General features: G+C 70.3%; 12 protein-coding genes and 1 pseudogene. 5 read left to right on the top strand and 8 right to left on the bottom strand.

All coding sequences use genetic code 11. The annotated features are described in order from the left end of the window. Both ABS52_18490 and ABS52_18485 read right to left on the bottom strand, forming a co-directional pair. Positions 1-557: pseudogene (locus ABS52_18490) on the bottom strand (MFS transporter). A gap of 5 nt (positions 558-562) precedes the next feature. Next, positions 563-1,180, bottom strand: a complete 618-nt coding sequence (locus tag ABS52_18485) for a hypothetical protein (protein ODT00475.1) — start codon at positions 1,178-1,180, stop codon at positions 563-565. A 277-nt stretch (positions 1,181-1,457) separates the two neighbouring features. Between ABS52_18485 and ABS52_18480 the strand changes: the two genes are divergently transcribed. The 5 genes from ABS52_18480 (at position 1,458) to ABS52_18460 (ending at position 7,305) form a co-directional block, all read left to right on the top strand. Beyond that, a complete protein-coding gene (locus ABS52_18480) occupies positions 1,458-1,817 on the top strand; it encodes a hypothetical protein (GenBank protein ID ODT00474.1) in 360 nt (119 codons plus the stop codon). Between the two features lie 147 nt (positions 1,818-1,964). Next, positions 1,965-2,930, top strand: coding sequence for a hypothetical protein (locus ABS52_18475; protein ODT00473.1), 966 nt, complete (start codon positions 1,965-1,967; stop codon positions 2,928-2,930). Positions 2,931-3,481: 551 nt separating this feature from the next. Continuing rightward, positions 3,482-3,850 (top strand): hypothetical protein, encoded by a 369-nt coding sequence (locus ABS52_18470; GenBank protein ID ODT00472.1) that lies wholly within the window; start codon positions 3,482-3,484, stop codon positions 3,848-3,850. An 18-nt stretch (positions 3,851-3,868) separates the two neighbouring features. After that, on the top strand, positions 3,869-5,095 hold the full coding sequence (locus tag ABS52_18465; protein ODT00471.1) for a threonine ammonia-lyase: 1,227 nt from the start codon (positions 3,869-3,871) through the stop codon (positions 5,093-5,095). Positions 5,096-5,229: 134 nt separating this feature from the next. Continuing rightward, positions 5,230-7,305, top strand: a complete 2,076-nt coding sequence (locus ABS52_18460; protein ID ODT00470.1) for a hypothetical protein — start codon at positions 5,230-5,232, stop codon at positions 7,303-7,305. A gap of 108 nt (positions 7,306-7,413) precedes the next feature. On the opposite strand, the gene ABS52_18455 is transcribed toward ABS52_18460, so the two are convergent. The 6 genes from ABS52_18455 to ABS52_18430 all read right to left on the bottom strand — a co-directional run bounded on the left by ABS52_18455 (position 7,414) and on the right by ABS52_18430 (position 12,569). Beyond that, the gene (locus tag ABS52_18455; GenBank protein ID ODT00469.1) at positions 7,414-7,917 is read right to left on the bottom strand and encodes a diguanylate phosphodiesterase; all 504 of its coding nucleotides are present in this window, start codon (positions 7,915-7,917) and stop codon (positions 7,414-7,416) included. Positions 7,918-7,942: 25 nt separating this feature from the next. Next, the gene (locus ABS52_18450) at positions 7,943-8,413 is read right to left on the bottom strand and encodes a carboxymuconolactone decarboxylase (protein ODT00468.1); all 471 of its coding nucleotides are present in this window, start codon (positions 8,411-8,413) and stop codon (positions 7,943-7,945) included. A gap of 50 nt (positions 8,414-8,463) precedes the next feature. Beyond that, complete coding sequence (locus tag ABS52_18445; protein ID ODT00467.1) at positions 8,464-9,672, bottom strand: pyridine nucleotide-disulfide oxidoreductase; 1,209 nt, start codon at positions 9,670-9,672, stop codon at positions 8,464-8,466. A 288-nt stretch (positions 9,673-9,960) separates the two neighbouring features. Further along, positions 9,961-10,899, bottom strand: coding sequence for a transposase (locus ABS52_18440; protein ODT00466.1), 939 nt, complete (start codon positions 10,897-10,899; stop codon positions 9,961-9,963). 68 nt (positions 10,900-10,967) lie between these two features. Continuing rightward, positions 10,968-11,297 carry a transposase gene (locus ABS52_18435; protein ID ODT00465.1) on the bottom strand — a complete coding sequence of 110 codons (330 nt, stop codon included), beginning with the start codon at positions 11,295-11,297 and terminating at the stop codon, positions 10,968-10,970. 894 nt (positions 11,298-12,191) lie between these two features. Beyond that, positions 12,192-12,569, bottom strand: coding sequence for a hypothetical protein (locus ABS52_18430; GenBank protein ID ODT00464.1), 378 nt, complete (start codon positions 12,567-12,569; stop codon positions 12,192-12,194). Positions 12,570-12,600 lie beyond the last annotated feature (31 nt).

The raw sequence follows: 12,600 nt of genomic DNA, 5'->3' as shown, positions 1-12,600 counted from the left end.
CCCACCACCAGCACCACCATCGCCAGCGCCGCCGGGACCGCCGCCAGCACGAAGACCGTCCGCAGCGACACCCCGCCCCACTGCAGCAGCACGAAGGCGACCAGCGGCCCCAGCACCGCCCCCAGGTGGTCGGCGCTGCGATGGAAGCCGTAGGCCCGCCCGCGCTCCGCGGGGGCGACGGAATCGGCGAGCATCGCGTCGCGCGGCGCCGAGCGGATCCCCTTCCCGATGCGGTCGCCCACGCGAATGGCGAAGACCTGCCCCGCCCCCTGCGCCACCCCCGTCAGCGGGCGCAGGACCGAGGCGATGAGGTATCCCGCCACGACGAGCGGCTTGCGCCGCCGCAGCCGGTCGCTCCACGCCCCGCTGTAGTACTTGAGCACCGCCGCCACCGTCTCCGCCGTCCCCTCGATCGCTCCCACCGAGAGCGCGCTCGCCCCCAGCACCGTGGCCAGGAAGGTGGGGACGAGCGGGTAGATCATCTCGCTCGACACGTCGGTGAGGAGCGAGACGAGCGAGAGGGCGACGACGGTGCGCGGGATCCTCTGCCCTGGCATGGGGCTCAATGTACGTGCGGGCGCCCCCCTTGGCTTCGTACGCCGTCAGAGCCGTGCCCCGATGCCGCTGCGCCCCCGGCGCCGTTGCGCCCCCGGCGCGGTTGCGCCCCCGCCGCGCGCCGCCCCATATAGAACGCATGCCCCCCACTGCCGGCGCCGTCCGCCGGGTCCATGACGCCCTCCTCGAGGCGCGGCGCCACCTGGTGGCCCGCGACGAGGCGACCATCGCCCTGCAGGTCGCCCTCGCCCAGGTCCCCGCCCCCACCGGCGCCGAGGGGGGGCGCGCCGCCGTGGTGCAGCGCCAGCTGCGCGCCTTGCAGCTGGAACCGCGCATCGACGAGGCGGGGAACGTGGTCGCCGAGCGGAGGGGCACCGAGGGGGGCGCCCCGGTGGTGGTTTGCGCGCACCTGGACACCGTCTTCGACGCCACGGTGTCGCACCAGGTGCAACGCGCCGGCGGCGTCATCCGCGGCCCCGGCATCGGCGACAACGCGCGCGGGGTGGCGGCCATGCTGGCGATCGCCGCGGCGCTCGACGCCGGCGCGGTGCGCACGCGGCGCCCGATCCTCTTCGCCGCCACCACCGGGGAGGAAGGGACCGGCGACCTGCGGGGCGCGCGCCACCTCTTCGCCACCGCGGCGAGCGGGGCGCACGCCGCCATCGCCCTCGACGGCCCGGGCGACGAGCGGGTGGTGACCCACGCGTTAGGCACCCGCCGCCTGCGCGTGCGCTGCACCGGCCCCGGGGGGCACAGCTGGGCGTCGTTCGGGGTCGTCAACGCCGTGCACGCCGTGGCCGCGCTGGCGGCGCAGCTGGCGGCGCTCCCGCTCCCGGCCACGCCGCGCACGACGCTCACCGTCAGCCGCATCGGCGGGGGGACGGCGATCAACGCCATCCGCCGTGTCGGCCCAGGACGCGCGGATCCTCGCCAGCCACAACGCCGGCCGGCGCCCCGGGACGCCGGCGTTGCAGCTGGAGCTGACCCCCCTCGGCGACCGCCCCGGTGGCGCGATCGCCCCCGACGCCGAGCTCGCCCACGCCGCCTTCGAGGCCACGCGGCTGGTGGGGCGCACCCCCGAGGCGGCCGTCGCCTCCACCGACGCCAACATCCCGTTGCACCTGGGGATCCCCGCCGTCGCCCTGGGCGCCGGGGGACGCGGGGGCGACGTGCACACCACCCGCGAATGGTTCGAGAACCGCGACGGCGCCCTCGGCCTCATCCGCGCGATGACGGTGTTGGCGGCAGCGGCGGGGGTGTGAGCGGGGGGGCGTTCCCTCGGCCGCTGGTGGGCGAAGGAGACGGCGACGTCGTGTTGCCACACGACGCTTGCGCTCTGCCTCGCGGCGGCCTTGGCAAGCTGCGACCGGCAGCCTTCGCGCGCCTCCCCGATCTCGACGCCCCTCCTCGTGGAGCTCGAGGAGGATTCGCTCTCGTACGTAGCGCGGCCCAATGGCTTCCTGTACCACGCGGACGGGCGATTCTACATTTCGGACGCCGCCCGCGGTGAGGTATCGGTCTATGACCGAGGCGGCCAGCGCGTCGCTCACTTCGGCTCCAAGGGCAAGGGCCCGGGAGAACTGGAGTTCCCGGCCTCGCTGGCTGTCGTCGACGACTCTACGCTCGCGGTGCTGGACTTTGCCGCCAGCAGAGTTGCGCTCTTCGACATCGGCTCGCGGCGGTTTCGAGAGTTCCTGCCACTCCCTTCGCGATTCTGGACGATGTCCGGCGGCAAGGACCTTCTCGTGGGAGGGGCAATCGATGTCCAGCACTGGACCAGTGCGGCGTTGGTGGCGACGGGGAGCGGCGCCCCCCCACGGCGAATGGGGCCCGTTCCGGCGTTGTTTCGCCGCGTGCCGGCGACAAGCGCGATTTTCGGCCAGCTGGATGCGATCGTTGATGGCGATTCGCTGCTGACAGCCTTCGAGGTGTCGGACGCCCTCTTCGTGACATCGCTGAGCGCCGGGACGACCGACAGCGTGCTCGTACCCGTCGTGCGCCGGAGGGGGGTGCGGCATGAGTTGCTCGATAGAATCGTGTCGCAGGATCCGGAGGTCGCACAGGCGGCGGTGTATCAATCGAGCATGCCAATCAAGCTTGGCGTCCTCTCGCACGGTGTCGTTGGACTGGTTGTGCTCGATCCTGAGCGCGCTACTGGGCGGGTCAAGGGCCGCATGTGGCTCAGCCTCGTGGATCCTGACCGGCGCCGCACATGCCCCGATGTGCCGCTCGATCTCCCCATCGATCCGATGCCGCGGGTCGATTTCCGCGGGGACACATTGGCGGCGCTCGTTCAGTCAATGGCGGAAGACAAGAGCGTGACGACCAGCGTGCGCCTCTTTCCGCTTCAACCAGCTCACTGCGCGTGGAGATAGCGTGCTGTGGCGTCGGGCTGGCGCTATCGTCGGAAGGTGTGGACCAGAAGGCCGCCGCCTGACGTCCGTTTCCACACTTCTGGACGAGGCCCCCGGCACCGAATGCCCCGGGGGAGTTCCGCTGAGTACTCGTCAGCGAACTACGAGTGTTCCGTACCATTGGTCCGGACAATTCGCCGGCGACCCGGAGTCGAGCGCTCGCAGTTGAACTCTCCCGGAAGCAACCGCGACTGCGACACCCCTCTGGTCGATGGTGGCGATCCTGGAGTCCGAGCTCGCCCAGCGGTCACACTCGGTGGGTGACACGCGATGCCCTGATTCGCTCGCACATAGCGCTTCGTCCGGGAGGTACGGCGCGCGGCACACGAGGGCGCCCTGCTCCGGGAGCACGGGGCGCCGGTCATGCGGGGCGTTCGTGGCCGCGCCCCCCGGTGACGAGAAGCCCGCGCCACGCCTGAGCGGCCATGCGCCGCCTCGCGCGGTATCCCCCGCCCCGTTCCCGCCCGTACATTGCGGGATCGCCCCGTCACGCACCACACCTGGAGGAGCCCATGTCGTCGCTCGATCATACCATCACCGGCAACGCGCTGGCCATCTCGCTGGAGGATGAAATTCGCCTGGTGCGCGCCGATCTCGCGGCGGCCACCGAGCGCATCGGGCGCACCGTGCTCAAGAACGGGCCGTTGCGCGTCACGCTGGTGGCGCTCAAGCCCGGCGGAGCGCTCCCGTCGCATCGATCCGAAGGGCCGATCACCGTGCAGGTGCTGGAGGGGACGATGGAGGTCAGGGCGGGAGAGGCGAATCACCGTCTCCCGCGGGGCTCGATCTTCGCCCTCGCTGGCGGCATCCAGCACTCGGTGCTGTCCGAAGGCGGCGGCATCTTCCTCCTCACCCTGGTGACCACGCAGTCGCCGTCCTGATCCGGGAGTGACGGCCACATGACTGTTGCCCTGACCGACATTCGTGACGCGCGTGCGCGCATTCACGCGGGGACGGTACGGACCCCGGTCGTCCCCGCCCTGGCGCTGCGCGAGCGGCTCCCGTGCGCGCTTCACCTAAAGCTGGAGAGCGCCCAGCGGACGGGGTCGTTCAAGGACCGCGGCGCGCTCAATCGCCTGCTGGACCTGGATGCGGGAGAGCGCAGCCGGGGCGTGGTGACCGCCAGCGCGGGGAACCACGCCCAGGCGGTGGCGTACCACGGCGCCCGGCTGGGCATCCCCGTGGAGGTGGTGATGCCCGAGCACACGCCACTGGTCAAGGTGACCAACACGCGCAACTTCGGCGCGGGGGTCCGCTTCCACGGAACGACGCTCTCCGACGCCATGACCGAGGCGCGGCGCCTGGAAGCCGAGGAGCGCCGGGTCCTCGTCCACGCATTCGACGACGACCGGGTGATCGCCGGCCAGGGGACCATCGGGCTGGAGCTCCTGGAGCAGCTGCCGGAGCTGACGGCGGTCGTCGTCCCCATCGGCGGTGGGGGGCTCATCTCGGGAATCGCCGTCGCCATCCGCGAGCAGCGCCCCGACGTGCGCATCTACGGGGTGGAGGCCGCGGCCGCGGCATCGGCTCGCGCGTCGCGCCGCGCCGGCCACGTGGTCCGCATCGAGACCGGCGATACGATCGCCGACGGCATCGCGGTCAAGCGCCCCGGCGACCGCACCTTCCCGCTCATCGAGCGATACGTGGAAGACATCGTCCAGGTGGACGAGCCCGAGATCGCGGCAGCCGTGCACCTGCTGCTGGAACGGCAGAAGGTGCTGGCCGAGGGGGCGGCGGCGGTGCCGCTGGCGGCGCTGCTGAACGGACAGATCGCGCTGCGCGACGACGACGTGGCCGTGATGATCGTGTCCGGCGGCAACATCGACGTGAACCTCGTGGGGCGCATCATCGATCGCGGCCTCGTGGCCGACGGGCGGTTGGCGCGGCTGAGCGTCACGATGCACGACCGGCCGGGATCGCTGGCCCACGTCACGCGAATGGTCGCCGACGAGGGGGCCAACGTGCTCGAGGTGTCGCACCGCCGCGCCTTCGCCGACATCAGCGTGCGCGACGTCGAGATCGTCATCTACCTGGAGACGCGTGGCGCCGACCACGTGACGGCGGTGATTCGCCGGTTGGAACGAGACGGCGTGGTGGTGCGCGTGGACCCGGGATCCTGGGAGTGAAAGGCGGGGACGCCGTCGCATATCGTGATGCCCTCGCCGCGCGATCACCGGCCCGGCGGCGCCACGCCCCCTTCAACGCCCTCGGGGCGCCGTGCGTCGTCTGGGCAGATGTCTCACCTCCACCCATCCTCATCGTGAAATCCCCCGGCGCCCTCGTCGCGGCCATCCTGCTGGCTGCCTCCGCCCTCCCCGCGCAGGAACGCGAAGATCGCACGCTGCTCTCGCAGGAGCAGATGACGTCGATCATCAACGAAGTGTCGGGCGAGCGGGCCATGCACCACCTCCTCGAGCTCGTCCCCTACCAGCGCGTCCGCCCCCCCGAGGAGTACAACGGCCCCTTCCGCGAGAGCCAGGTCATCGAGCGCTTCGCCCGGTCCTACGGGTTCTCGAACATCAAGACGGTCGTGTACCAGCAGGGCGGAACGGCGTTCCAGCCCACCCGGGGTGAGCTGTGGATGACCAGCCCCAGGCTGACCAAGCTCTTCGACATCTACGACATCCCCCTCGCGCTCGCGTCGCTCAACGCCAGCGGCGAGCTGTCGGCGGCGCTGGTCGACGTGGGCCCCGGGCGCGCCCAGGACTTCGACGGCAAGGACGTGAAGGGGAAGTTCGTCCTTTCCTCGGGCGCCCCCGGTCCAGTGTACGCCCTCGCCACGCAGCGCGGCGCCATCGGCGTGCTCGGGGTGAGCGCCATCGGCTACCAGCGCTCGGTGGACTATCCCACCCAGATCGTCAGCACCAACGTCAACGCGCAGCCCGGCACCGTGGCCTGGGCGGTGACCCCCGAGGTGCAGCGCAACCTCTCGGCGCTCATCGCGCGCGGGGAGCAGATCACCCTCCGCTCGGTGGTGGAGACGGCGCAGGTCCCGATGAAGGCCGAGTACGTGTGGGCGCAGATTCCGGGCGACGGAAGCACCACCCAGGAGACGGCCATCAGCTGTCACCTGTACGAGGGGGTCATCAAGCAGGGCGCCAACGACGACAATTCCGGCTGTGCGCTCATCCTCGAGGTGGGGCGCGCCTGGATCAAGCTCATCAACGAAGGAAAGCTCCCGCGCCCGCGGCGCACCATCAACTTCCTGTTCGTCCCCGAGATCCAGGGGACCAACGCCTTCTTCCAGGCCAATCCCGGCAAGGGGAAGACCATCATCGGGACGCTCAACTTCGACATGGAGGGGATCCGCGTCGCGCTGAGCCGCAGCTTCTGGATCCTGCAGCGCACGCCCGACACCTTCCCGTCGTACCTGAACGACATCGCCCAGAGCATGATGGAGTACGTCGCCGACATCTCGCGCGAGCGGGTGCGCTTTCGGCGGTCGCTGTCGGGATACGCCCCCACGCAGCCGGTGGAGTCGCCGCGCGGGAGCAAGGACGCCTTCTACATCAGGATCGACAAGCATTACGGCTCCAGCGATCACGTGACGTACATGGCGCACGGCGTCCCGGCGGTCATGTTCATCACCTGGCCCGACATGTGGTATCACTCCAGCGAGGACACGCCGGACAAGCAGGATCCCACGCAGTACAAGCGCGCGGCGGCGGTGGCGCTGGGGTCGGCGGCGGTGCTGAGCGCGGGGACCGACGAGATGGCGGCGCGCGTGGCGCAGGAGAACCTGGGGCGCGGCCTGGGGCGCATGGGTGAGAGCCACGTGAAGGGATTGGGCTACCTGGCCGACGCCCGCGACGGGGCGACCCTCACGCGCGCCTACGCCGAGGCCCGCAACGCCATCCGCCACCAGGCCACCATCGAGAAGGCGGTGTTGCGCTCGGCGGCGGTGATGTGGACCGACACCACGCTCGGCGCCAGGCGCGTGGCGGCCTTCCTCCCCCTCCTGGACCAGCGCGCCACCTCGCTGCTCAACGAGGTCAAGGCGGCCTACCAGCTGCAAGCGCAGCAGCGCGGCGTTGCGGCTGCCGAGCCGGTGCCGAGCGCCGCCGAGCGGGAGGCGGCGCGGCTGCGCGTGGAAGCCGTCCCGGCGACCACTGCGCGCGGGGGTGGCTTCGGCGGATTCGGGAGCCCCGCCGGCCCGCAGCTCCCCGACGAGTACAACGCCGAGCTCTCGCTCCTCCTGGGCAAGGGGGTCACCGCGCTCGAGCTGCGCGACTTCCTGAGCGGCGAGTTCACCCCGGTCTCGATGGAGGAGGTGATGGCCGTGCTGCGCGCGCGCGAGGCGCGCGGGCAGGTCAAGCTGACGCCGGTCGGGAAGTAGCGGCCCCGCAACACCGGGCGAGCACCGTCCGCCGGAGCGCACGCGCGCCCCGGCGGACGGTGGTTTTTGCGCCTGGCGGGAACCGCCGGCGGGGCCCGGATTCGCCCCTTACGGCGTGGCCGGCGCCAGCTGTTCGGCGAAGCGCGCCACCAGCGCCTCCAGCGCGCGCGCGTCCACCTCGTCGAACCGTGCCAGCGACTCGGAGTCGATGTCGAGCACCGCCATCACCTCGCCGCGCGCATCGAACACCGGCACCACGATCTCCGAGCGGGAGCGGGCATCGCAGGCGATGTGGCCGGGGAACGCCGACACGTCCGGCACCACCACCGTGCGCCGCTCGGCCGCCGCCGTGCCGCACACGCCGCGCCCCATCGCGATGTCCATGCAGCCGAGCGATCCCTGGTAGGGGCCCACCACCAGGCGATTTGCGGGGACCACGCGGTAGAACCCCGTCCACAGGTGGCCGAAGCCGTGGTGCAGGAGGCAGGCGATGGTGGACATGAGCGCCACCGGGTCGCGCTCGCCGGCGCAGACGCTGGCGATCTGCTCGCCGACCGCGCGGTACGCCTCGTCCTTGGGAAGGTGTCGTACGTCAGTGACGGATTCGGCCATGGTATCAACTCGCGCGGGGGGCCATTCAGCGCGCCGCCGCGTGCGGGCTGACGTAGTCGCCCACCGTGGTGCGGAAGGCGACGTTCAGCCGGTTCCAGCCGTTGATGGCGATGACGGCCATCGTGAGGTCGACCAGCTCGCGCTCGTCGAAGTGGCGGCGCGCCTCCTCGAACAGCTCGTCGGGGACGTCGTGGGTGTCGGCGACCAGGGTCAGCGCCTCGGTCCAGGCCAGCGCCGCGCGTTCGCGCTCGCTGTAGCACGGCGCCTCGCGCCAGGTCGGCAGGAGATACAGGCGCTGCTCCGTCTCGCCCAGCGCGCGCGCGTCCTTGGAATGCATGTCCAGGCACCAGGCGCACCCGTTGAGCTGCGACGCGCGCATCTTGACCAGTTCCAGCAGCAACGGTTCGAGGCCGCTCTTGTGGACCTGGTGCTCCATGTGGATCATGGCGTCGAACGCCGAGGGCGAGGCGAGCTTGTAGTCGAGCCGCTGGTGCATCTGTTGTCTCCGGTCGTCTGTCTGGGTGCGGCGAAGGGTTGGGGTCCGGCTCAGGGCGCCGGGAGGCGTCCGCGCAGGCTCTCCGCCGTGAACGGCCCGGAGTGAGCCAGCAGCTCGCGCGCCGCGTCCACCTGCCCCCAAACGTTCCACAGCAGGACCCCCTTCACGCGGTCACCGTCAAGATAATACACGACCCCCTCGCGGAACGGCTCCTTCCAGTCGGCCACCTGGGGGGCGCGCGCGTCGAGGTCGCCCACCGCCTCGTACCCCAGGTCGAAGAGGTCCGAGTAGAAGAACGGGACGTGCGTGTAGGGAGTCTCGTCGCCGGCCATCGCGCGCCCGGCGGCGCGTCCCTGGGCCAGGGCGTTGTCCTCGTGCTCCACGCGGAGCCCGCGCCCGGCGCCCCCGCGCGGAGCGAAGCGCGCCACGTCGCCAGCGGCCCAGACGTCGGGGTGCGAGCTACGCAGCCGCTCGTCCACCACGATGCCGTCGTTTACCGTGAGCCCGGCGGCGGCGGCGAGCGTCGTCTCGGGGACGATGCCGAGTCCGGCCACCACCGCGTCGACCGTGAAGCGCAGCCCCGCGGCGGTGACGATCTCGCGCTCCGCGCCCTGCGCGTGGATGGCCGAGACCATCTGCCCCGGGTGGGCGTCGACCCCGCGTTCGCGGTAGTAGTCCACCAGGAAGCGCGCGAGGTCGGCGGGGAAGACGCGCGCGCCCACCCCGTCCTCGGGGAAGAGGAGCACCACCTGGCACCCCTGGAGCGCGAGCGCGGCCGCGACCTCGCTCCCGATGAAGCCGCCGCCCAGCACGGCGACGCGGCGACCCGGCTCGGCGAGGGCGCGGAGGTGCCGGTAGTCGGCGAGGGTGCGGAAGTAGATGATGTCGTCGCCGCCGAAGGGGAGGCGCCGCGGCGTGCCGCCGGTGGCGAGGAGGAGCTTGTCGTAGGCGTAGCTGTCGCCGTGGCCGTCCGCCACGCGCCGCCCGGCGAGGTCGAGCTGCGCGGCGCGCCGGCCCAGATGGAGGCGGACTCCCGACACGTGATCCGTCCCCCGCCAGATGCTCTCGAGCGGCTCCCCCTTCCAGAGCGCCTTGGACAGGGGCGGGCGAGCGTAGGGGAGGTCGTCTTCGGCGGCGATGATCCCGATGGGGCCGTCGGCGTCGAGCTCGCGGATGCCGCGTACCGCCGCGTCGGCCGTCATCCCGCCGCCGACGATGAGGTAGCGGTAGCGGAAGGAATCACTCGTGTCGCGTGTCATCGCATGCCCTAGTATAGCGGGAGTCGTCAGAGTGTGCTGTTCCACGTGTGGGGGAAGCGCACCTTTACGTAACACGTCAACCCTCGCTTGAGTTCCGGTACGCTCTCTCGTCAACTTGACAACGTGGAACAGGACTCCCCGGGTGCGGTGGGGCTTGGCCGCAAGGTCATCGCTGGCACCCGGCCATCGCTGTCGTTGGGGCACTCCGTTTTGTAGCTGGCGCGCCAGTCGGCCGTCGGCTCGCGGACGTCGGCGCTGTGAATCGCCCCGGGTTCCGAGGAGGCTGGTTTAGTTGAGTGCTCCAGCCATCGTCGGGGTGGTCTGGGCGACGTCAACGTGCTCGTCCTGCTGCTGTCGGTAATACTGCTCCTCGAACTCGGCGGGGGGAACATAGCCGAGCGGCGCGAGGAGGCGCTGCTGATTGAACCACGCGACCCACTCGAGGGTCGCGTACTCCACGTCGTCGAAGCCGCGCCAGGGCCCGCGACGGTGGATCACCTCGGTCTTGAAGAGACCGATCACCGACTCGGCCAACGCGTTGTCGTACGCGTCACCAACGCTGCCCAGGGACGGCGCGGCCCCCGCGTCGGCGAGCCGCTCGGTGTACCGCATTGCCACGTACTGCGAGCCACGATCCGAGTGGACGACGAGGCGGCCATCGAGCTCCCGGTCGTGCAGCGCCTGCTCGAGGGCATCGAGCACGAGGTCCGTCTGCATCCGGGTATGCGCCCGCCCGCCGACGATACGCCGCGAGAAGACGTCGATGACGAAGGCCACGTAGACGAAGCCGCGCCAGGTCGCTACATACGTGAAATCCGCCACCCAGAGCTGGTTCGGCCGCTCCGCCGCGAACTGCCGCTGAACGAGATCCGGCGACGTCGCGCTCTCCCGGTCGGCGGGGCGCGTCGTGCGTACCGTCGCGCCTCGTACCACGCCCTGGAGCCCCGCCGCGCGCATCAGGCGCTCGACGGTGCAGCGGGCCACCGCGATCCCCTCGCGCCGGAGCTGGTGCCACACCTTGCGCGCGCCGTAGACCTCGTGATGCTGCTCGTAGACGCGCCCGATGTCCCCGAGCAGCACGGCGTCCCGCTGTGCCCGCGCGGAGCGGCGCGCCGGATCGGCCACACGTGCGCGGTGCTTGTAGTAGCCCGACGGCGCGATCCCCAGGAAATGGCAGATCGGCTCGACGCCGTAGGCTGTGCGATGCGCGTCAATGAACGCGTACATCAGCGCATGAGGAACATCGGGAGGAACATCGGGACGCTGGGTCGCATCGGCCGCGTCCTCTACTGCTCCTACTTCGTGAAGCGGTCGAGCTCCGCCGCGGCGAAAAACGCGCTGGCCTTGCGCAGGATCTCGTTCGCCCGCTTGAGCTCCCGATTCTCCCGCTCCAGCGCCTTGAGCCGCTCACGCTCGTCGGTCGTCAGCCCGGGGCGCTCGCCGGCATCCCGCTCCGCCCGGCGGACCCAGGTCCGGAGGGCCTCGGCGGAGCAGCCGATCTTCGGGGCGATGGCCTGGATCGCCGCCCACTGTGTCGGATACGCGTCCCGCTGCTCCCGCACCAGGCGGACGGCCCGCTCACGTACCTCGGGGGCGAAGGGCTTCCTGCTCGGTCTCGTGCTCATGCTCCCAATCTCTCACAGGTGGGAGCCTCCTCCAAACCCGGGGCGATTCACAACCGTTTGTCACACTGGTGAGCTGGATGGCGCTCCGCCACGAGTGCCTCTTGGCGCCAAGCAGCAGCAGGCACGGCGATTCTGGGGCTTGCTCGCGCTGCCCGTCCTAGGTCAACCTCGTACTTGAGGAGTAGAGGCCCTGTATCCTTCATCCTTCCCCACACGACCGCGGCCATTGTCGTCCGCCGCGCTCATCCGTGTCGCGCTCGGCTTTGCGATCGGAGTGGGCGTCGCGTGCACCGATGCTCCATCCGGACCGATTCGCCCCCGCACCACTCCTTCGCCCGGGCTTGCGCTCGCGACCGACCTCGATCCCACATGGCCCAGGTACATCGTTGTACTCAAGCGCACCGTGCCACGTGCTAGCGACGTCGCCGGTGAGATTGTGCAGCGGTTTGGCGGCGCCCCATTCTATGTGTACGAGCACGCCCTGAAGGGGTTCGCGATAGCCAACGTGTCCCCTGAGGCCGTCGCGATGATCCAGCGGCACCCTTTAGTCGACCAAGTTTACCCTGACACGCGCGGACAGCTCACTGGCACACGCCCACTGAGCGGGGCGGGCACTTGGGGGTTGGATCGAATCGATGCAAGGCTTGGCTACGACAACGCATACAAGTACTACTTCACCGGCTCGAACCCCGGAACGACCACTGTGCATGTCTACATACTTGACACGGGCATCCGGGGAGCACACCAGGAGTTTGCAGGTCGTCTCGGTAATCACAAGGTTTGCCTATGGGCCAGCTCCGGTGCCAGCGCAACCGTCGACGCAGACGGTCATGGCACTGCAGTGGCGGCCATCGCAGCCGGCGCGACAACTGGCGTTGCGAACCAGGCGATCATTCACTCCGTTAGGATAAACGACGATGTGGGCGGAGCGTGGACGTCCGATGCGGTCTGCGGGCTGAACTGGGTTGCGGCGAACGCCATCAAGCCCGCCGTCGCCAACATGAGCAGCGTATACGGCGGGTTCTGGCCCAATGGCGGCTCAGTGTCCTCTGCGATGGACGGCGTCGTTGCGGCCGGTGTCACAATGGTGAAAGCTGTCTGGGAGTCGCAGAGCGGCGGCACGGACGCGTGTGCGCACGCCAATGAACTGCAAAACACCAATCCCATCCGCGTGTCCGCGTCGGACGTCAACGACAATCGTGCAGTGTCCTGCCTCAGTTGAAATGTGACTCCCACTGCCTCCACACTATGGAGGTACCCGGAGGAGTCCATGAGTCGACGGAACGGCAAGAAACCAGCGCGG

Source organism: Gemmatimonadetes bacterium SCN 70-22 (assembly GCA_001724275.1).
Classification (GTDB): Bacteria; Gemmatimonadota; Gemmatimonadetes; order Gemmatimonadales; family Gemmatimonadaceae; genus SCN-70-22.
The sequence above is the reverse complement of the archived record's forward strand: the minus strand, read 5'-3'. Positions and strand labels throughout refer to the sequence as shown.